At 62.5% G+C, this 19,187-nt stretch carries 15 protein-coding genes and 1 pseudogene; 14 read left to right on the top strand and 2 right to left on the bottom strand.

All coding sequences use genetic code 11. The annotated features are described in order from the left end of the window. The first annotated feature begins 128 nt into the window (after positions 1-128). From H7A19_13695 to H7A19_13670, 6 genes are all read left to right on the top strand, one after another. A complete protein-coding gene (locus tag H7A19_13695; GenBank protein MCP5475881.1) occupies positions 129-458 on the top strand; it encodes a YegP family protein in 330 nt (109 codons plus the stop codon). Positions 459-556: 98 nt separating this feature from the next. Beyond that, complete coding sequence (locus H7A19_13690; GenBank protein ID MCP5475880.1) at positions 557-1,141, top strand: alpha-ketoglutarate-dependent dioxygenase AlkB; 585 nt, start codon at positions 557-559, stop codon at positions 1,139-1,141. A 108-nt stretch (positions 1,142-1,249) separates the two neighbouring features. Next, positions 1,250-1,681: a DUF192 domain-containing protein gene (locus H7A19_13685; GenBank protein ID MCP5475879.1), complete on the top strand. Its 432-nt coding sequence runs from the start codon at positions 1,250-1,252 to the stop codon at positions 1,679-1,681. A 131-nt stretch (positions 1,682-1,812) separates the two neighbouring features. Continuing rightward, the gene (locus tag H7A19_13680) at positions 1,813-2,094 is read left to right on the top strand and encodes a hypothetical protein (GenBank protein ID MCP5475878.1); all 282 of its coding nucleotides are present in this window, start codon (positions 1,813-1,815) and stop codon (positions 2,092-2,094) included. Between the two features lie 187 nt (positions 2,095-2,281). Beyond that, positions 2,282-3,031, top strand: a complete 750-nt coding sequence (locus H7A19_13675; GenBank protein MCP5475877.1) for a sulfurtransferase — start codon at positions 2,282-2,284, stop codon at positions 3,029-3,031. Between the two features lie 323 nt (positions 3,032-3,354). After that, positions 3,355-4,737: an IS1380 family transposase gene (locus H7A19_13670; GenBank protein ID MCP5475876.1), complete on the top strand. Its 1,383-nt coding sequence runs from the start codon at positions 3,355-3,357 to the stop codon at positions 4,735-4,737. A 925-nt stretch (positions 4,738-5,662) separates the two neighbouring features. On the opposite strand, the gene H7A19_13665 is transcribed toward H7A19_13670, so the two are convergent. Continuing rightward, positions 5,663-5,974, bottom strand: a complete 312-nt coding sequence (locus H7A19_13665; GenBank protein ID MCP5475875.1) for a hypothetical protein — start codon at positions 5,972-5,974, stop codon at positions 5,663-5,665. A gap of 116 nt (positions 5,975-6,090) precedes the next feature. On the opposite strand from H7A19_13665, the pseudogene H7A19_13660 reads away from it, so the two are divergent. From H7A19_13660 to H7A19_13650, 3 genes and pseudogenes are all read left to right on the top strand, one after another. Further along, positions 6,091-8,151, top strand: a pseudogene (locus H7A19_13660) (recombinase family protein). Next, entirely contained in the window at positions 8,117-8,437 is a 321-nt protein-coding gene (locus H7A19_13655; GenBank protein ID MCP5475874.1) for a transposase domain-containing protein, read from the top strand. Before H7A19_13660 ends, H7A19_13655 begins: the two are co-directional and overlap by 35 nt. A 182-nt stretch (positions 8,438-8,619) precedes the next feature. Then, positions 8,620-9,285, top strand: a complete 666-nt coding sequence (locus tag H7A19_13650) for a methyltransferase domain-containing protein (GenBank protein ID MCP5475873.1) — start codon at positions 8,620-8,622, stop codon at positions 9,283-9,285. Between the two features lie 36 nt (positions 9,286-9,321). On the opposite strand, the gene H7A19_13645 is transcribed toward H7A19_13650, so the two are convergent. Beyond that, positions 9,322-11,145 (bottom strand): hypothetical protein, encoded by a 1,824-nt coding sequence (locus H7A19_13645; GenBank protein ID MCP5475872.1) that lies wholly within the window; start codon positions 11,143-11,145, stop codon positions 9,322-9,324. A gap of 207 nt (positions 11,146-11,352) precedes the next feature. On the opposite strand from H7A19_13645, the gene H7A19_13640 reads away from it, so the two are divergent. The 5 genes from H7A19_13640 to H7A19_13620 all read left to right on the top strand — a co-directional run bounded on the left by H7A19_13640 (position 11,353) and on the right by H7A19_13620 (position 19,070). After that, positions 11,353-12,225: a sulfide/dihydroorotate dehydrogenase-like FAD/NAD-binding protein gene (locus H7A19_13640; GenBank protein ID MCP5475871.1), complete on the top strand. Its 873-nt coding sequence runs from the start codon at positions 11,353-11,355 to the stop codon at positions 12,223-12,225. A gap of 26 nt (positions 12,226-12,251) precedes the next feature. Next, a complete protein-coding gene (gene gltA / locus H7A19_13635; GenBank protein MCP5475870.1) occupies positions 12,252-13,763 on the top strand; it encodes an NADPH-dependent glutamate synthase in 1,512 nt (503 codons plus the stop codon). 203 nt (positions 13,764-13,966) lie between these two features. Next, positions 13,967-15,874 carry a 2-oxoacid:acceptor oxidoreductase subunit alpha gene (locus tag H7A19_13630; protein ID MCP5475869.1) on the top strand — a complete coding sequence of 636 codons (1,908 nt, stop codon included), beginning with the start codon at positions 13,967-13,969 and terminating at the stop codon, positions 15,872-15,874. Further along, positions 15,871-16,860 (top strand): 2-oxoglutarate oxidoreductase, encoded by a 990-nt coding sequence (locus tag H7A19_13625; protein MCP5475868.1) that lies wholly within the window; start codon positions 15,871-15,873, stop codon positions 16,858-16,860. Before H7A19_13630 ends, H7A19_13625 begins: the two co-directional genes overlap by 4 nt. A gap of 44 nt (positions 16,861-16,904) precedes the next feature. Further along, a complete protein-coding gene (locus H7A19_13620; protein ID MCP5475867.1) occupies positions 16,905-19,070 on the top strand; it encodes a hypothetical protein in 2,166 nt (721 codons plus the stop codon). Positions 19,071-19,187 lie beyond the last annotated feature (117 nt).

Here is a 19,187-nt window from a genome sequence, read left to right as displayed (position 1 = left end):
GCGGCGCGACCGGCGCCGCATGCTTGCGAGAATGCAGCGCGATCTGAAGTTTCGTTACTGGCCTGTCGCCCGCATTGTCAGGCAGACTTGCGGCGATCGGATTTCGATCTTCGCATCGGGAGTCACGCATGTCCGGAAAGTTCGTGGTCAGCCGTCGATCCAACGGTGAATTTCAATTCTGCCTGTGCGCCAGCAACGGACAGACCATCCTCGCCAGCGAGGGCTACACCTCTCGCGATGGATGTCTGAATGGCATTGAATCGGTGCGCAAGAACTCAGCCGATGCCACGCGCTTCGAGAAGCGCACCGCCAAGGATGGACGGCCCTATTTCGTGCTGAAGGCCGGCAATCATCAGATCATCGGACAAAGCCAGATGTATGCGAGCGACGCCTCATGCGACAACGGCATGGCTTCGGTGGGCAAGCATGCGCCGGACGCGGTACTGGTCGAGGAATAGCACGGCAGTCATGAGAGCTGCGGCGGCGCTGCGGCGCTGTCTGCAGCATCGTCGCCGCGTCTGATCAGGCGCCGATGATGATCAGGCACCTGTCGGGGATGGTCGATCTTGGTCTGCCCGGCGCCAGCGTTAGCTACCGGCGGGTATGGCTGCCAGCCGCTGTTGCCGACGCCGCTTTCGATGCCTTGTTGCAGGAGGTGCCTTACAGCCAACATCGGGTGCGGATGTTCGGGCGCGAGATTCCGGCGCCGCGACTGTCGGCCTGGATAGGCGATCCGGGCGCGGCCTATCGCTATTCGCGTGTCCGCCATGAGCCGCTGCCCTGGACCTGCACGCTTCAGTCCCTGCGCGAGCGGCTGCAAGACGATCTCGGGTGCGCCTTCAACAGCGTGCTGGTCAACCGCTATCGAAGTGGGGCGGACAGCATGGGTTGGCATGCCGATAACGAAGCCGAACTCGGGCCTGCGCCGGTCATCGCTTCGGTCAGCCTGGGGGCAACCCGGTCCATTCGATTTCGCTCGCGTTCCCCGGAAGCAATCAGGCTGTCGCTGGCGCTGGAGCATGGCAGCCTGCTGGTGATGGCGGGGCAGACTCAGGCGCTCTATCAGCACGCCATCGACAAGACGCGGACGCCCATGGCCGAGCGGATCAATCTCACCTTCAGACTGATTCGACCCGTCTGAGGCAGGGCCGGCAGGACGTGGCGCAGATCGAAATGGCTTCATCAGAAGATTTTGCGAAGTCCGCGGGTTAGCATGGTCGCGGGATTCCCAACGGAAGGATGGACACGCATGCGCTGGCTGTGGGCACTGATGGTATTGGCATCCGCGGCATGCACCACCTCTACGCCGGTGGTGGTCCTGCGTGACCATGCCTTCCGGGTTGAGATCGCCGACGATGACGCCGAACGCACGCGCGGGTTGATGTACCGAGAGCATCTGGACGCCGATGCCGGCATGTTGTTCCTGTTCGAGCGTCAGGAACCACAGGCCTTCTGGATGAAGAACACCCGTATTCCGCTGGACATCCTGTATTTCGATCAAAGCTGGTCCTTGGTGGGATGGAGCCTGAATACGCCCCCGTGCTCGCTGGGAAATCAGTGTCCGAGCTACCCCAGCGGGGCGCCAGCGCGCTATGTGCTGGAGTTGAATGCGGGTACCGCCAACAACATCGGGGCTCAACTGGGCGACAAGCTGGACGTCGGATCACTCAAGACTGAGTAAGACTGCGCGGTAGGTGTGCCGCATCCTGTCGTCGGCTGGATTGACCTCACGGCGGATGTTCACTTGCGACGGAAGGGCAGGTGGACTAGCGTCACTGAACGCCAATCGGGCGATTCTTCGGGAGAGTTGCGATGCTGCTTCGTTCTGCTCTGGCCAGCGCTCTGATCCTTGCCTGTGCCAGCCAAGCCATGGCGCTGACGCCGCTGGTGGCCGTCACCCATCTGGTGGCAGGCGCCCAGACCGCTGTGCCGGCCACGCCTCCCGCGCCAGATGATCAGAAATCGACCGACGACTGCAAGAATTCGGAAGAATGCGATCCGGGCACCCCGTACACGGGCAACGACCCGCCGGCGCCCTCTGACGCTGAACAGGCAGAGAGCGACAGCGACGGCAAGGACCATACTGCGCGCTGAGCTTGCTGCGCCGCTTTGGCCGCCGGGACAGGGGGCAGGGCGCACTCGTCCGGCACGCGGCGAATCCCGCAGCAGCAAGCATGGCTCGCTCGGCGCGGTCGCCCGCGCGCGCCGAGCGCGCGATCCTTGGCGATCACCTATCATTGCCGCCCCCGCTTCAGGCGAGCAGCCCAACTCCGGCTCGGTGATGATCCTCAACCTCGCAGCCTACCGTTTCGTGCCCATCGATGATGTCGATGCCCTGGTCGATCAGCTGCGACTGCGGCTGTCGCAGGCCGGAGTGCGTGGCACCGTGCTGGTGGCGCCAGAGGGGATCAACCTGGTGCTGGCTGGCGAAGCCAGCGCGATGCGGGGGTTCGCCGACAGCTTGCTGGTAGACCCGCGTTTTGCCGGGATGGCGCTGAAGTGGAGCGAGAGCCGCTTCGTGCCCTTCCGCAAGCTGCTGGTGAAGGCCAAACGCGAGACCATCACCTTCAGACAGGCAGGGTTGGAACCGGCAAGCGGCCGCGCGCCTGCGGTGGATCCGAGGACTCTGGCGCGTTGGCTGCAGCAAGGGGCTGATGACAGCGGCCGCGAAATCGCGTTGGTCGATACCCGCAATCAGCAGGAATCGGCATACGGCAGCTTCGCCGAGGCGATCACGCTGCCCATCTCGAAGTTCACCGAACTGCCGGCAGCGCTGGAGACGCACCGCGAGGAGCTGCGCGGGAAAACTGTCGTCAGTTTCTGCACTGGCGGTATCCGCTGCGAGAAGGCCGCGATCTGGATGCAGCAGGCCGGATATGGCGAGGTCCTGCAACTGGAGGGTGGCATCCTCGCCTATTTCGAGCAGGTCGGAGGATTCGGCTACCGCGATCGCTGCTTCGTGTTCGACCAGCGCATCGCCCTCGATCCGGCGCTGAAGCCGATGGTGGATCAGTCGGTCGAGGCCGACTGAGGGGTACCGCCTGGTCGACCTGCAAGCGCTTTTGACAATGGCCAAGAACCAACAGTGCGTCACGCTGAGCGTCATGCTCCAGGCCAACGATTGCAGTAGCGCTCAATCCCTATTCTCCTCCAACGTTGTGTCGTCACGGGCCAACTCGGCCGGTGCCTGCGTCTCGACGCCGGACGAATGTCCGGCCTGGGTCAAGGGTCGTGTCAACATGTCCCAACCAGCTCTTAGCCCGCATTTCTCACACTAAGTAGTGCACCGGGGTTCTCAAATCAGATAAAGTTGAGTTGCGAGAACAACTTAGCTGAGATTTGCGGAGAACCCCGATGCCGACACAGTGTAGCGCGACGAGCACGATTTTTGAGCAAGTGGATGGTCGTCAGGTGGTTGCCGGATTTGATGGCGGCGAGATCACGTCGGATGCGGGCGCACTGCTTCTGGGTCGCGTCGATGATTCGATCAAGCTCATGGATCGGCTGGCCGGGTGCTTTCAAGATGGTCGAGATCCCGAGTTGATCGAGCATTCGGTGCGGACGCTGGTGATGCAGCGTGTGGTTGGGATCGCACTGGGCTACGAGGATCTGAACGATCACGATCAGTTGCGGCACGATCCGGTGTTGGCGGTGCTGGCGGGCAAGCTCAAAGCGCAGCGCAAGGACTGTGCGCCGTTGGCGGGCAAGTCAACGCTGAATCGGTTGGAGCATGCGCCGAAGGCGACGCCGGGTGAGCGTTATCGAAAGATTGCGCATCATCCGGAGCAGATCGAGTCGTTGTTTGTGGATTTGTTTTTGGAGGCGCACGAGACGCCGCCGGAGTCGATCGTTCTGGATTTGGATGCGACCGACGACCCGCTCCATGGGGATCAGGAGGGGCGGTTCTTTCATGGTTATTACGATGGTTACTGCTACCTGCCGTTGTACGTGTTTTGCGGCAAGCATCTGCTGGCAGCGAAGCTGCGCCGGTCGAACATCGACGGCAGCGCGGGCGCGGTTGAAGAGATGGATCGGGTGGTGGGACAGATCCGCAAGCGCTGGCCCAAGGTGCGGATCACGCTTCGGGCGGACAGCGGTTTTGCACGCGAGGAGCTGATGGCGTGGTGCGAGAGCAACGCCGTTGACTACGTGTTTGGACTGGCCAAGAACGCGCGTTTGATCGAGGTGCTCGAGCCGGCTTTGGCGCGGGCTCAGGCGCGCCAGGCGCGCAGCGGAAAGGCGGAGCGGGAGTTCACGGATTTCCGTTATTCGACGCGCAAGAGTTGGAGTCGTGAGCGCCGCGTGGTGGGCAAGGCAGAACAGTTACCGGGTCTAAGCAATCCGCGCTTTGTGGTGACCTCGCTGACATCCGAGACGTGGTCAGCGCGAGCGCTGTACGAAGATCTGTATTGCGCTCGCGGGGAGATGGAGAACCGCATCAAGGAATGCCAAGGGGACCTGTTCGCGGATCGCACGTCGACGGCCACCATGCTCGGCAACCAGTTGCGTCTGTGGTTGTCGTCGTTTGCCTATGTCCTGATGGACGCGCTGCGGCGAAAAGCACTCGCCGGCACTGAATTGGCTCAGGCAACCTGCGGCACGCTGCGTTTGAAGTTGCTGAAGATCGGCGCCTGGGTCGTTCGGAGCGTTCGTCGGGTTCGTATCGCGATGGCGTCGAGTTTCCCGTACCAGGACTTGTGGAGCGCCAGCTACGCTCGTCTTGCCGACAGCGGCTGATTGAAACCAGCGATCCTGCGTCAACGGCCCCTTCCGGGGCTACGGCCGTCGGCGGCGGGCAATAAAGTCAAACAAATCAGCAAGAAAAGCCACGGCATCCCGCGCCAAAATGAGCGGAAATCGAACACCAAGCGCCGTTCTGCCGCCGGTGCGGACGAACGATCTTCAACCACCGCAAGAAACAACGTCCCGCAACCGTTGAAGCGAGGGGGTGTGAGAAATGCGGGTTAGGCGACGGCTAGTCTCCGGCATACTTGGACGACGTGAGACTGGCCGGTACGCAGCCAGCGCCGCCGCCGGTGGTGACCCTGTCGGCCAACCCGCCGAGGTGGTGGTCAACGCGGGTATTCTGGGCAGCAGTCTGATCAGCTTCAGCAGCAACGTGGCCACGCTGACCATCTGGCCTTCTGCCAATGGCGCACCGGAGACCTTGTTTGCTGCCAATGTCGCCGGAAAGAACCCGGCCGTTCGACAGTATTGCCGCGGGAGCGACCTATCTCTTTCGCGCCGTGGGCACCGCCACTGCCAGTCAGGCAGCGTGGGAATTCCGGCGGCTACAGGTTTGGGGCATCGCGCCATCGCGCCATCGGTCTGCAACGGCAATGGTAAGCATTCGCCGCACCCCATTCTTGCGCAGCGCGCGGCCTTTCTGGCAATGAGTCAAATCGGGAGCAGTGCCTCGTGGCGCGCACTGGCATCGCTAATTCCTGGGCGATCATAGGCAGCTGTCGCATTGCACGGGTGAGGTAGGTCAGCGGCTCCTGTCCGTGGGCCTTGGCTGTTTCGATCAGGCTGGTCGCAAAGGCGCAAGACTCACCAGCGCGCTCGCTTCCTGCGAACAACCAGTCCTTGCGCCCAACGGCCATTGCGCGGTCATTCTGCCCATATCGGGCGCGATGTCGAGGTCTTTTGTCGCTTGCATCCGCTACACGGTCGTCGCGTGCGGCGGCAAGACAGCGAGCGCAGGTGTGACGTCGATGTCGTTGAAGTAACGCCCTGTGTCGTCATTGTCGTGGCCAGCTGGATGCTGGACCGTGGTGTGTGTGCGGGCATGGAACTCGGCGCACCCCTGGCCTCCGTTGAGGCGCTGACAGAACTCAATCGCGTGTTGCTCGATCTCGGTCTTCGGCCAAGCTCGCCCGGAATTTGTCCCATTGGCGAGCTGCCCAATGAAGCCAAAGATGAGATCGGCGCAGACGACGTTGTCTGCGGTACCACAGCAGTTCCAGCTGAGCATGGATTTCGAAATGCAATCGCTGGTCGGCATGAACATCAACCAGCGCGCCGCAGCGGTCCAGGCCCTGACGACGATGCTGCTTCAGGCGGCGGTCGTCGACCCGACGGAGGCTGATGATGTCGGACACTGATTTGTTGTCAGCCGCAGTCCTGCGGCGCAAAGCCGTCGTCTACGTACGGCAGTCCTCGCAAACGCAGGTGCAGGTTAACCTGGAGGGCCAGCGGCGTCAGTACGACCTTGTCGAGGAGGCCTGCCGTCGTGGCTTTCAGCACGTCGAGGTCATCGACGACGATCTCGGGCGCTCGGGCAGCGGCATGGCGGAGCGACCCGGCTTCGAACGCTTGCTGGCGTGGCTTCGCGCCGGCTAGGTCGCCGCGATGCTGTGCTTCGACGCCTCACGCCTTGCGCGCAACGGCCGCAACTGGCACCACCTGCTCGAACTATGTTGGCTGGTCGACGCACGTATCATCGACCTCGACGGGGGCTACGACCCGTGTTGCCCCAATGATCGACTGCTCCTCGGCATGAAGGGCAACATCAGCGAGTTCGGATTTGGTGTCCAGCGTGCGCGGATGCTGGATTCTGCCCGTGCCATGGCTAGACGTGGCGAGCTGCGCATACCGGTGCCGATCGGCTATGTCTGGCACCGTGAGTACGGTCTGGCCCTTGACCCCGACCGCCGCGTGCAGGAGGTCACTCGCGTGGTCTTCGAGCGCTTCTGCCAATTGGGAAGCGCACGTCAGGTGCTGTTGACTCTCGCCGCGGAACACGCGCACTTTTCGCGGCCGTTTGACGGGAAGAAGATGATCAGCTTCGACTGGACACCGATCCGTTACCGCTGCGTCATCGCCGTGCTGAAGTACACGTTCTATTCAGGGGCCTCCGTCTATGGCAAGCGCGAGAAGCATGCGGCGCTGATTGACGGCCGGCTATGAAAGAGCTACGGCCATGGCAAGCCGTTCGAGCAGTGGGCGGTGGTGCTTCAAGGATCACCATGAAGGCTACGTCGATTGGGCCGAGTTCGAGCGCCACCAGAAGCGGTTCGCCGTTATCGCCCATGGCCGATCCGGTGGCGTCAAGTCGGGGCGCGGCGATCGCGCGCTGCTGATGGGGATGCTGCGTTGTGCGCATTGTGGGCGTAGGCTGACAGTGGCCTGTCGCGGCCGTTTGCCCGCACTGGCGGTCTATCGATACTGCAGCCTGGGCAACCACGCTGCTGTACCTTTGGGAGCGGCGGGCGCCCCGACGAAGCCGTGGCGCGCGAACTCCTGCGTGCCGTCGAGCCGATGGCCATAGAAGCCGCCCAGCATGCCGAACGCAGGTTCATGCAAGCCCAAGCCGAGCCCCGCATTCGTGAGCTGAAACTGCAGCAGACGCACTACGATGCCTCGATGGCCGAGCGGCGCTATGCCGCCTGCGATCCTGACAACCAGTTGATCGCCGCCCAGCTTGAGAGGAGCTGGGAAGCCGCACTGCAACGCGTGCGTACCTGCGAACAACAGTTGCTCGCATTGCAACGGGTGCAGACGAGCACCGAGCAACCTGATTTCAGATGCCTGGCCGAAGACCTCGCCGCCGCTTGGAACGCACCGGGCGTCACGATGCGAGCCCGGCAGCAGCTTTTGTGCGCGCTGGTTAACGAGATCGTGGTCGACGTCGACGAGCAAGTGCGTGAGATCGCTCCGGTGATCCATTGGCGCGGCGGCCAGCATTCGCGGCTGCGTATTCCCAAGCCACGCAAGGGTGAGCACGGCTGTCGTACGTCGGAAGACGCGGTGGAACTCATCCGTCGCTTGTCTGACCGTTGGTCCGACGAACAGATCGCAGCATCACTTCACCGGATGCGCATGCCTACCGGTCAGGGGAAGATCTGGACAGTGCATCGTGTCTCCTCGCTGCGGCGCGTTCGCGGCATCCACGCTTACCGACCGGCGGAAAAAGACGGCGAGTGGTTGACCCTGTCGCAGGCCGCGACCAAGCTCGGCGTCAACAACCATCGCATTCGACGATTGATCAAGGACGGCCTGCTGCCCGCCGAGCAGGTCGTACCCTGCGCACCGTACCGAATCCGAGCATGCGATCTGGCGGATCCGAGGGTCAGTGATGCGGTCGCGCGAACATCGCGCCCGTGCCGGGTTGAAGATGAAAATCAGATCTCAATGTTTTCAAACACTTGAAAAGGTGGGGTGGCATGAACATGCCGTCGCGATCGGAAGAAAGAATTACCTGTTCGTCGGCAATGAGCGAAGCGATGAGGTCACCGCCACGCTACTGAGTCTGATCGAAACCGCCAAGGCCAACGGACTGGGGCCGCTGACCTACCTCACCCGCTCAATGCTACAGTTGCCCATGATCGATCCAGAAAGCAGCGATGCCAGTCGCGCTACGAGGCACTGCTCCCGATTTGACTCAATGCCGGAAAGGTCGCGCGCTGCGCAAGAATGGGGTGCGGCGATTGCTTAAGACCGGAACAACGGGCCCGCAATGAATCGCGGGCCCGTTTCCGTTTGTCAATGACTCGGTACCGCCGACTATCAGTCAGATGCACTCCGGCACAGGCTCGCAAGAGCAACATCTTGCCAGAGGTTTCCTGGTTCCGGGAGCCTGGCCCTGGATCGGTTAGACTCAGATCAGCAGCTTGATGCATGAGCCGGTTGCTGTCTTTCTTGGAAGAAGGGACGCCAATGTCAGAGGTTCGCTCCGGAGTACGCCACCTGCTCGCAAATCCATGGCCGTATGATTTGTTTCAACACCTTATAGGCGCCTATCGCTGGCGACGCCGGGTGGTCGAGGAATTGCTGGTTCCGGCCTTGGCAGCAGATTCGACGATCGTGGACATCGGCTGCGGCACTGGTGAAGTTCTTGAGTACTTGCCGCAGGAGATTGGCTATATCGGGTTTGATAGGAATCCGGACTATATTGCCCAGGCCATCAGGCGTTTTCGCGAACGGAAAGCGGTCTTTAGGTGCGAAGAGCTCACTCCGGACTACTGTCCGCGAGACGAGCTTGCGGATCACGCCCTGGCTTTCGGTTTGCTGCACCACCTTGACAATGAGTCGGCAACAGCGCTGTTCCGCTCGGCACGAAGGGTCCTGAAACCGGGCGGCTCATTGATTACTCTGGACCCGGTGTACACCAGCAGGCAGTCGCGCAGTGCGCGCTATGTCGTTTCCAAAGATCGTGGCACGGAAGTGCGGACGGAGTCGGCATATCTCGCACTGGCGCGGGCTTCATTTGCTCGTGTAGAGGTATTCATCGATCTGTCGCCCTTGCGTATCCCCTATACCGGCATCGTCATGAGATGTTCCTGACTCCGATGTCGTTTCGCGTGTCGACATTCAGGCGATTTACCGTGCAGACGGATCATCGACAGACGGCCCACGCCACATCACCCTGAAGTGGCCGACGTCCTCCACGTTTGGGAGTTGGTCGGCGATTATTTGATATTCAACATCACTAATAGGCGGCGAAAACTCTGGTTCTTTGTTCAATACTGCAAAATAGATTTGCTTTTGGTCAAAGCCTTGCTGCAAATGAACTGCGTCGACTTCTTCAGGGGCCATGAAGCGATAGGGGCTTCGCAGCACTGACCTCGTTCCCGAGAAGAAGGGAACTTCGGGGCAGTCGGGATAGGCGAGAATCGGATGCTCATTGCCATGTTGCATAGCGAGGTCCGCGATTCGCTGGTAAACAGCCTGATCGTATTCCGGAGCCGGGAGGCGAATTCGCGGAAGATCAAGAAATTGAGCGTTGGCAGGAGGAAGGGCGGCGCGACCCAAAGCTGAGACATTGCTCCCGTGTACCGTGTGGATGCAGAAAAAGCCCATAAACCCGGCCAGCACCCACGGGAGTATCCCTGGCTCTTGGTCGAATCGAATGACGGTCAAGAATACGGTCACAACGAACAGCGGTGCGATGTATGCAAAGTACAGCGGAAAGGAAAACGGAAACTGAATCAGTGAGCCGAATGCTGTTGCCATCCATAGCAAATCCGTCAAGGCATTCTTGTTCTGGTCTTCGTCTGTTGCCTTGATGCTGCGCGCGACGAAGTAGCTGATAGCCGCAAAAGGCAGAAGCCAGCGGACGGTATTCCAGACCCATTGATAGACGGCAGCTTCTCGACTCATCGCCAGCACGATAAGAAGCAGCGTGGCGATACCCAGGTCAGCGTAGCGGCGCGCCGCTGTTCCCAGCCGTGTTCGAGCGATGAAGACCACGACGCAGATCACCGCACCAATTGAAGTGGCCACCGGTGGCAATGGCCGTGTGGCGAATTCCAGTCGGCTACTGGGCAGCACGACCATTCCGTGCCACAAGGCATTCAACCCAGAATTCCACGCGTACAGCGCGAGCCACGGGAGGATCACCGCAGCAATTCCGATTGAAAACGCTGCGATGAACTTGAAGATTCGTCGTGGGTCTGGCGAAAGGTCAGACGCCCGCTTCGGGATGGTTACGTAGTAGGCGATCGCCATCACCGGTGAGAGCAAGTAAAGTAGAACCGATGGTGACAAGGCTCTGAAGGTCAGAAGGAATACAAAAAGGAATGCGACCAGTGCTGCTGTCAGGCGCATTGCAATCGGGATTTGTCCCGGACCCCCGCGGCTTGCCAGGAACAGCACGGCGCTGAGGCAAAAATAGACGCCCGTGGACTTGGCCAGCAGAGAAAGGCCGGCGAAAACGCCTGCGATCACGATACAGGCGTAGCTGTTCGACCTCCATCCATGGAGCAGGAATGCTGCTCCGATGGCCATGGCAGTGAGGTTGTACCAGGACGGTAGCGCGGTCATGTAGACCACAGGACCCCAGGCAAGCCCCATCGCAGACGCAAACGCCGCTCTGGTGGTGGTGTGCTCGGATCTTGTCAATGCGAACAAGGCTGCCGCGAGCAGCAACGAGGCCGCGAACAGGGCGTAGCGGCTGGCAACGACGCCGACGCCGAAGATGCGGTACATAAGCGAGTGCAGGAATGCCGCGCCACCAGTGTATGGGTCGACAAAATCCACGTGTGGCAACAATCCATCAAGGACGTTGACGGCGGTGAGGCCCGTCAGTCCCTCATCGTGGGCGAAAGTCCAGGGACCGAAGACAGCGTGCCAGGTCGCGATTACCACAAAACCGAGAAGGGCCAAGGCCAGCGTTGGCGGTAGCAAAGTCCACGTGCGTTGCATCTGGAAGTCCAAGGCGGTGTCGTCCGATGTTACATCGCGGATCCGACTTATCGGAGGCCAGATGGGAGAGGTGGCAAGCAATGCTTGATCCATCGCAAGGTGTCTGCCGGCAGGGGGCATAGGCTTTGCGCAGGCCCGATCAGTTCGACGCGTGGAGATGCTGGACACTGCGGCGGTGACCTGGGACTTGCACTCATCGAGGCTGCCATGTCCGACTTTGCAATTGTTGCCCGAGAAGATTTCTCTGAAGTCACGTTTCTGCTGGAGGTGCTGCATCCGCTGATGGCGCGGGCGGCGCGGCCGGGGCAGTTCGTGATCGTGATGGAGCATGCCCAAGGCGAGCGCATACCGCTGACCATTGCCGACTTCGACGCCACGCGCGGCACCATCACGCTGGTGATCCAGGCGGTGGGCAAGACCACTCGCTCGATGCAGGAGCATTGCCAGGTGGGCTCTTCACTGCATGCCATGGTCGGTCCCATGGGTATCCCAAGCCATATCGGCAGCGCCCGAAAGGTGGTCTGCGTGGGCGGTGGTCTGGGCGTTGCGCCAGTGTATCCGCAAGCCCGAGCCTACAAGCAGAGCGGTGCCTACGTCATCGGCGTGCTCGGCTTTCGCAACCGTGAGCTGATGTTCTGGGAGGACAAGTTCCGCGCCTGCTGCGATGAACTGATCATCTGCACCGATGACGGCTCGGCCGGCATCAAGGGTCTGGTGACGGTCGGTATCGAGCAGGCCATCAAGGCTCATCCGGATATCGAGGAAGTCGTGGCCATCGGGCCGCCGATCATGATGAAGGGCTGCGCGGAAGCAACACGGGCGCACGGGATCAGGACCATGGTCAGCCTGAATCCGGTCATGGTCGATGGCACCGGCATGTGCGGCGGCTGCCGGGTCAAGATCGGCGACAGCATCAAGTTTGCCTGTGTCGATGGCCCGGATTTCGATGGCCACCAGGTCGACTTCGACGATCTGATGGCGCGGTTGGGCCGCTACAAGGCCACCGAACAGAGCGCTTTGCAGACCTACACCGACAGCTGTCGGGTCCGCAACGCGGCGCCACCCGTCCTCGGTCATTGAGCCGCAGCAAGTACAGGAGCGATTCAATGGCCAGGAAGAAAACCATCCGCAGCATTCCCCAGGCCAGGACGCCGATGCCGGAGCAAGCACCGCAAGAGCGGGTGCGAAATTTCGAGGAAGTGGCCTGCGGATACCGTCTGGAAGATGCCCTGAACGAGGCCGAGCGCTGCCTGAATTGTGCCGATCAGCCCTGTGTACGGGGTTGCCCGGTGGGCATCGACATCCCCGGCTTCATTCTGAAGATCGCCGCGAAGAACTTTCACGGCGCCTACGACACCATCACCGATACCAATCTGCTGCCCTCGGTCTGCGGACGCGTTTGCCCGCAGGAGAACCAGTGCGAGGGCGTGTGCACGGTGGGCGAATCGCTGGAACCGGTGGCGATCGGGCGACTGGAGCGTTTTGTCGGCGACATGGCCATCGCCGAAGGCTGGGCCAACGTGCCTTACATCGAGCCCAACCGTTTTCGGGTCGCCATCGTCGGCTCCGGGCCGGCGGGCATGGCCTGCGCGGCGGACATGGCCAAGGCCGGATGCGAGGTGGTGGTCTACGAGGCCTTCCACGAGCCGGGTGGCGTGCTCAAGTACGGCATACCGGATTTCCGGCTGCCCAACAGCGTGGTCGATGTCGAAATTGAAAAGCTTACGCGGCTCGGAATCCGCTTCGAATGCAACACGCTGGTCGGGCGTCTGTTCACCATCGAGCAACTGATCGGCGAGATGGGCTTTCACGCCGTATTCGTGGGCACCGGCGCCGGTTATCCCAGCTTCATGGGCATTCCTGGCGAGTCGCTGGGCGGCGTGCTCTCGGCCAATGAATGGCTGACCCGCTGCAATCTGATGCACGGACGCGACTTTCCCCGCTACGACACGCCATTGCAGCCGGGCAAGCATGTGACCGTGATCGGAGCCGGCAACACCGCCATGGATGCCATGCGGGTAGCGCTGCGTGTGGGTGCCGAGAAGGTGACGTGCATCTACCGACGCAGCGCCGCCGAGGCGCCGGCCAGGGCCGAGGAAATCCACCACGCGCAGCAGGAAGGCATCGAGTTCCAGTGGCTGACGGCGCCGCTGGAACTGATCGGCGACGAGCGCAAGGCCGTTCGGGCGATGCGCTGTGAGCGCATGCAACTGGGTGAGCCAGACGCTTCGGGCCGACGTCGCCCCGAACCGGTTCCTGGCAGCGCCTTCGAGATCGAGACCGATATGGTGATCTACGCGATCGGCACCAATGCCAATCCGATATTGGGACAGACCTCGAAGCTGGCGCTGAACTCCCGTGGCTACATTGCTACCGACGAGCACCTGGCCACGTCGATCGCCGGCGTCTATGCCGGCGGCGACATCGTCACCGGCGCGGCCACGGTGATCCAGGCCATGGGCGCCGGGCGCAAGGCCGCGCGCGGCATGAAAGCCTGGCTGGGCCTGCGCGACAGCGATCTGGTCTATCGGGACGTGGACGCCGACCTGATGGATCGGGTGTTCGGCATCGACCGTCGCCAGCGCAACTATGCTCGCCTGCGGATGGCAGCGCGCTAGATCAAGGGCCGAGAGCGTTCGTCCGCGAAGGACGCAAAGGACGCAAAGAAAGCAAAGAATCAATTACGTGGAGAGTCACTCATGGCGGTACGAATTAAGTTCGAAACAGCTTTTCCTTCGCGTTTTTTGCGTCCTTTGCGGACAAGGCTTCTTTTCCATCCCGGTACGCGACCTGTCCCATTTCGCCGCATAGCGAAGACGCCATGAACGACACTGCAATTCTGGTTGCACCCCCGGCCCAGCTGCGTACGCCGCGGCCGGCGACGCCGGTTTCCGAGGCCATCATCGAGGTCATCAGTGATTCGGGTGAGGGCGCGCAGCGCTGCGGCCAGTCGCTGGGCGCCATTGCCGCTCGCATGGGCAACGGCATCTGGACCACCGAGATCATTCCTGCCGAGATTCAGCCGCCGGCGCGCAGCGTGGCTGGCGCCAGCGGCATCCGCATCCGCATCGGATCCGGGCACATCAGCAATGGCGGCGACCAGACCGAGCTGGTGGTGGCGTTCAATGAGCAGGTGCTGCTGGGTCGGGTCAATGCCGGTGAGCTCAAGCCCGGCGCGAAGATTCTGCTGGAGAACATGTGGGCGGAGCATCGCGATCCGGCCGTCGTGGCCTCCTACAGGGCCACGGTCGAGGCGCTGCGCAAGGACGGCTATCAGGTCCACGAGATTCCGCTGGAAGAACGCTGTCGCGAATGGGTCAATGATCCGCGCAAGGGCAAGAACATGTTCGTGCTCGGCATCCTCTGCAATGTCTACGGACTGGATGCGGCTCTGGCGCGCGAACAGATCCGGCGGATCTTCGGCAAGAAGGACGCCAAGGTGATTGCCGACAACATCGCCTTGTTCAAGGCCGGCATGAGCTGGGCCGAGGAGCATCTGGACTTCAAGTACTGCATACCAGCGCAGCGTGCCAGCGAGCCGCAGATCGTGGTCAACGGCAATACCGCGATCGCGCTCGGGGTGATGGCCTCGGGCATGGACATCTGCGCGATGTATCCGATCACGCCGGCCACTTCGGCGTCTCACTATCTCAGCGAAGCCTTCGAAAAGATCGGCGGCGTCGTCCATCAGGCCGAGGACGAAATCGCCGCCTGCGCCTTTGCGGTCGGTGCCTCCTATGCCGGCAAGTGCGCGGTCACCATCACGTCGGGCCCCGGCTACTCGCTGAAGCAGGAAGTGCTGGGTCTGGCCGTGATGGCCGAGATTCCGCTGGTGGTGGTCAATGTGCAGCGTGGCGGTCCAAGCACCGGACAGCCCACCAAGGTAGAGCAGGGCGACGCGCTGGCCGCCATTTTCGGCAGTCATGGCGATGCCCCCAAGGTGGTGATGGCGCCTTGCAGCATCGAGGACTGTTTCTACTCGGTGATCACCGCCCGCAAGATCGCCGAGACCTTCGGCATGGTCGTGGTGATTCTCTCCGACGCCAGCCTGTCGACCGCCCAGCAGCCCTTCCCGCGCCCGCAGTTCAGCGAGGACTGGCTGGCGCCACCGGTGGACCTGACACCGGTGCCACCCGGTGCCAAGGCCTATGACTGGGATCGCACGACCGGTCTTTCGCGTCGGCTGCAGCCGGGCAGGGCCGGCGGTATGCACACCGTCACCGGCCTCGCCCACGATCGCGCCAGCAAGGTCGCCTACGACCCGGCCATCAACGAGGAAGGCCTGCGCGCCCGCAGCCTCAAGCTGGCGGCCTTGCAGAAGACCCTGAAGGCACCGCCGGTCGTCGGTGGCGACGAGGGCGAACTGTTGCTGATCGGCTGGGGCAGCACCATGGGCGCCATCGAGGAGGCCGTGACCCGGCTTCGTGGCGAGGGTCTGGCGGTGTCATCCATGCACCTGCGCTTCCTGCAGCCCATGCCCTCGGGCATCCGCGAGATCCTGGCGCGTTTTCCGCAGGCGATGACCATCGAGGGCAACTGGTCCGACAAGATCGAGGATGAGTTGATCGATGAGGACAACCGGCGCTACTCGGCGCTGGCGATGATGCTGCGCTCGCGCTTCCTCAAGGACATCGACTGCTGGAGTCAGGCTCGCGGCCAACCGATCAAACCGGGAGACATCGTCAAGGCCGCACGGGCGCAACTGCAACGCAAGGGACGAAGCTCATGAGCCGCTCGCTGAATCAATGCGTGATCAAGCTGCATCAGGAACATCATGCGCTGGAGGACTATCAGGGCGGCGTGCCGCGCTGGTGCAGTGGCTGCGGCGACAACGCCATACTTGCTGCCATGCAGCGTTTGTGCAGCGTGGAGGAGCTGGCACCTGAAGACACCGTGTTCGTCTCCGGCATCGGCTGTTCCAGTCGCTTGCCGCACTACATGAAGACCTACGGTTTCCACAGCCTGCACGGCCGCGCCTTTCCCGTGGCCGAGGGCATCAAGATGGCGCGACCGGACCTGAAGGTCTTCGTCAGCACCGGCGACGGCGATTGCTGCAGTATCGGTGCCGGGCACTGGATTCATGCCCTGCGCTACAACATGGACATCACCGTGGTGCTGCATGACAACCACGTCTATGGCCTGACCAAGAAACAGGCCTCGCCGACCTCGCCGCGGGGACTAAAGAGCAACACGACACCCTACGGCGCGCCCCTGGAGCCGATGAATCCGCTGACGGTGTCTCTGGGCGTGCAGGGCGCGTCCTTCGTGGCCCAGGCGGTCGACTGGGTGCCCGAGGTGCTCTACGACATCCTGCGCGCAGCCTATCTGCATCGGGGCTTCTCCTTCGTGCGCATCCTGCAGCGCTGTCCGGAATTCATGCCCAAGGCTTTCGATCCCTGGCTGCACGATCCGCAGCGCACCCAACTGCTCACTCATCCGAACGGTCTGCAGCTCAGCCCGGCGCTGTCGAAGGCCTATCGCAACCAGCTGGCGCACGATCCGATCAACATCGATCGTGCCCGCGAGATCGCCTCGCAGGAGGATCCGATTCCGGTCGGCATCCTCTACAGCAACCCCGATGCGCCTTGTTATGAGGACCTGCGTCACCCGGGTCGCTTGCGTTCGCCCGAGCATATTCATGCCGGCCTGGACCGCGAGTTCGACAAGTACACCGTGTGGCCGGACGAAGAGCCCTCTGCGCAGCACGGTGCCTGAGCGCCATGCCTGCCACCGCCTCCCAATCTGAACGAGACCCTGCGATGGACATGAAGACCCGGCAACCGGCGCAGCAGATCTTTCATCTGACCGGAAAGCGCCAAGGCGATGCCTTGCAGGCCATCGACGGACTGAAACTGCTCCCGGCCTTGCTGGCGCCGTATCGGGATCTGGCCGGGCTGCGCCATGATTTTCCGCTGGTGCTGCTGGATGGTGTCGATGGCCCGGGCAGCGTGCGTTCCTTGTCGGCGCTGGTGGATGGCATGCTGCGTGAAGTTGCGCCGCGCGGCATCGAAGGCGAACGCCTGCGCCGGCATGCGCTGCAACTGGAGACCGAGATTCGTCGCGCCCTTGCTGACGGGGCCGAGGGGCGCCTGTCGGATTTGTGGGAAGCCGCTGCGGCTCGCCTGGGCGAGCGCGAGGGCGAGACCCTGGAGCAGGTGCTGCTGCACGCGGCATCGGCGCTGCATGGCGATGGCGAAGTAGTAGCGTGCACGCAGACGATGCCGGCGCGGCTGCTGGCTCATGTCTGGCGGGCCGCGCAAGGGGCCAAGGCGCGACAGTTCCATACCGAACTGAGCGGCTTGATGCTGAGGCTCAGCGATATCTTGCGTGCCGCGCATGTCCATTCCGAAGCCGGCACCCGGCCGGAGAGCCTCAAGGCCTCGTTGGGCGGTTCCCATCGGGACGCCTTCGATTTTGACCTGCTGTCGCGCATCGTCGGCAAGGGAATGCCGCAGCAGGACTTGCCACCCTCGCGGCGGCAGCGGCTGGAACAGACCCTCGCCGTGCTGCGCTCGCAGCGGTTCTTCGCGCCCGATCCGGAGGCTGCCGGCGACTGTTTCAACTTTGTCTACGACAATTGCGCCGATGCCGCCCGGGCCTATGAACAGCGTGCTGCCGATGCGGCCTCGTTGATCAAGGCGCTGTCAATTGCCGAGCTGGAAGCGGCAGGTCGTTATGTCGAGGCCGAGCACGATCCGGTCTTCGAATCCTTTGACGTCGAATCATTGACGGCCGCGGACCTGGCTCGTTTCCCCGAGTATCTGGTCTGCATCCCGCCGGATCGGAACGATGCGCCGGAAAATGCGGGACTGCTCGATTTGCTCTCGAATGGCCTGCCGATCAAGGTGCTGGTGCAGACCTCATCGCTGCTCGAAGGCACTGCCATCGGCGGCGGCCACTTCGCCTTCGGCGTACGCAGCGCACGGCTGGCAACAGCGGCCATGGGCCTGGGTGGGATGTTCGTATTGCAGTCAACCAGTTCCAATTTCTACGCCATGCGGGCGCGCATCGAACAGGGTCTGGGCTGTGCCGGGCCAGCGCTGTTCAGCGTATATGCCTGCAAGGACGACCCCGCAGCCGCGCTGCCCGCGTACCTGAGCGCGGCGGCCGCCATGCAGTCGCGGGCATTTCCGGCGTTCAGCTACGATGCGGCCGCCGGCAGCAACTGGGCGACACGCTTTTCACTCGAGAACAACCCGCAGCCGGACGACAACTGGCCCGTCGAAAGGCTCGAATTCTGCGATGCGCAGTGGCAACGCGCCGAGCAGCCCTACGCCTTCAGCTTTGCCGATTTCGTGCTGTGCGACCGCGCCCAGGCCGCTCATTTCGCGCGGGTACCCCCGTCGTCATGGAGTGCAGCGATGTTGCCTGCGGCGGAATGGCTGGCGCTCGACGAAGCAGAAGCTGCCGAGCGCGTACCCTATGTGCTGGCGGTCGACGAGGATGACCAGCTGCATAGGCTGATCGTGGATGCGAAGGTCATGCAGGCCGCGCGGCGCTGCCTGCTGCTGTGGCAGCGTTTGCAGGAGCATGGTGGTGTGCATGACGCCTATGCCGAACGCCTGCTAGCGAAGGAAAAAGCGGCCTGGGCAGCGGCGCAGGCGACAGCCCCAGCCGGGCCTGCTGCTGCAGACGTGGCGCCGGTGTTGACTGGCGAGGCTTTGCCCGAACACACACGCGACGACGCCTGGATCGACACCGCGCGCTGTCCCAGCTGCAACGAGTGCCAGCTGATCAACGATCGAATGTTCGGCTACGACGAGCGCAAGCAGGCTTACATCAAGGATTTGAGTGCCGGTAGCTATCGGCAACTGGTGGAAGCGGCCGAAAGCTGCCAGGTGGCGATCATCCACCCGGGCAAGCCGCGTGATCCGAACGAGCCGGGCCTGGACGAATTGCTGGCACGGGCAGAGCCGTTCCGCTGATGCAGCGCAGCCACTCACCGGGGGCTTCCGCGTCACCGCCCGGACAGCGCTGCGCGCTTTCGGGCTACAACGGCTGCGGTTCTTTCCAACCACCGACAACCCGCAACGGGGGGGCCG

The organism is Rhodanobacteraceae bacterium (assembly GCA_024234055.1).
Lineage (GTDB): Bacteria > Pseudomonadota > Gammaproteobacteria > Xanthomonadales > SZUA-5 > JADKFD01.
This window is presented reverse-complemented; position numbering and strand designations above follow the sequence as displayed.

Bases quoted from the DNA above. Each gene is read 5' to 3' on its own strand.
- H7A19_13665 (MCP5475875.1), bottom strand. From the start codon at position 5,974: ATGCTCAGCTGGAACTGCTGTGGTACCGCAGACAACGTCGTCTGCGCC.
- H7A19_13625 (MCP5475868.1), top strand. From the start codon at position 15,871: ATGAGCCGCTCGCTGAATCAATGCGTGATCAAGCTGCATCAGGAACAT.
- H7A19_13630 (MCP5475869.1), top strand. From the start codon at position 13,967: ATGAACGACACTGCAATTCTGGTTGCACCCCCGGCCCAGCTGCGTACG.
- H7A19_13670 (MCP5475876.1), top strand. From the start codon at position 3,355: ATGCCGACACAGTGTAGCGCGACGAGCACGATTTTTGAGCAAGTGGAT.
- H7A19_13645 (MCP5475872.1), bottom strand. From the start codon at position 11,145: ATGCAACGCACGTGGACTTTGCTACCGCCAACGCTGGCCTTGGCCCTT.
- gltA (MCP5475870.1), top strand. From the start codon at position 12,252: ATGGCCAGGAAGAAAACCATCCGCAGCATTCCCCAGGCCAGGACGCCG.
- H7A19_13655 (MCP5475874.1), top strand. From the start codon at position 8,117: ATGAAAATCAGATCTCAATGTTTTCAAACACTTGAAAAGGTGGGGTGG.
- H7A19_13650 (MCP5475873.1), top strand. From the start codon at position 8,620: ATGAGCCGGTTGCTGTCTTTCTTGGAAGAAGGGACGCCAATGTCAGAG.
- H7A19_13685 (MCP5475879.1), top strand. From the start codon at position 1,250: ATGCGCTGGCTGTGGGCACTGATGGTATTGGCATCCGCGGCATGCACC.
- H7A19_13640 (MCP5475871.1), top strand. From the start codon at position 11,353: ATGTCCGACTTTGCAATTGTTGCCCGAGAAGATTTCTCTGAAGTCACG.
- H7A19_13675 (MCP5475877.1), top strand. From the start codon at position 2,282: ATGATCCTCAACCTCGCAGCCTACCGTTTCGTGCCCATCGATGATGTC.
- H7A19_13690 (MCP5475880.1), top strand. From the start codon at position 557: ATGGTCGATCTTGGTCTGCCCGGCGCCAGCGTTAGCTACCGGCGGGTA.
- H7A19_13620 (MCP5475867.1), top strand. From the start codon at position 16,905: ATGGACATGAAGACCCGGCAACCGGCGCAGCAGATCTTTCATCTGACC.
- H7A19_13680 (MCP5475878.1), top strand. From the start codon at position 1,813: ATGCTGCTTCGTTCTGCTCTGGCCAGCGCTCTGATCCTTGCCTGTGCC.
- H7A19_13695 (MCP5475881.1), top strand. From the start codon at position 129: ATGTCCGGAAAGTTCGTGGTCAGCCGTCGATCCAACGGTGAATTTCAA.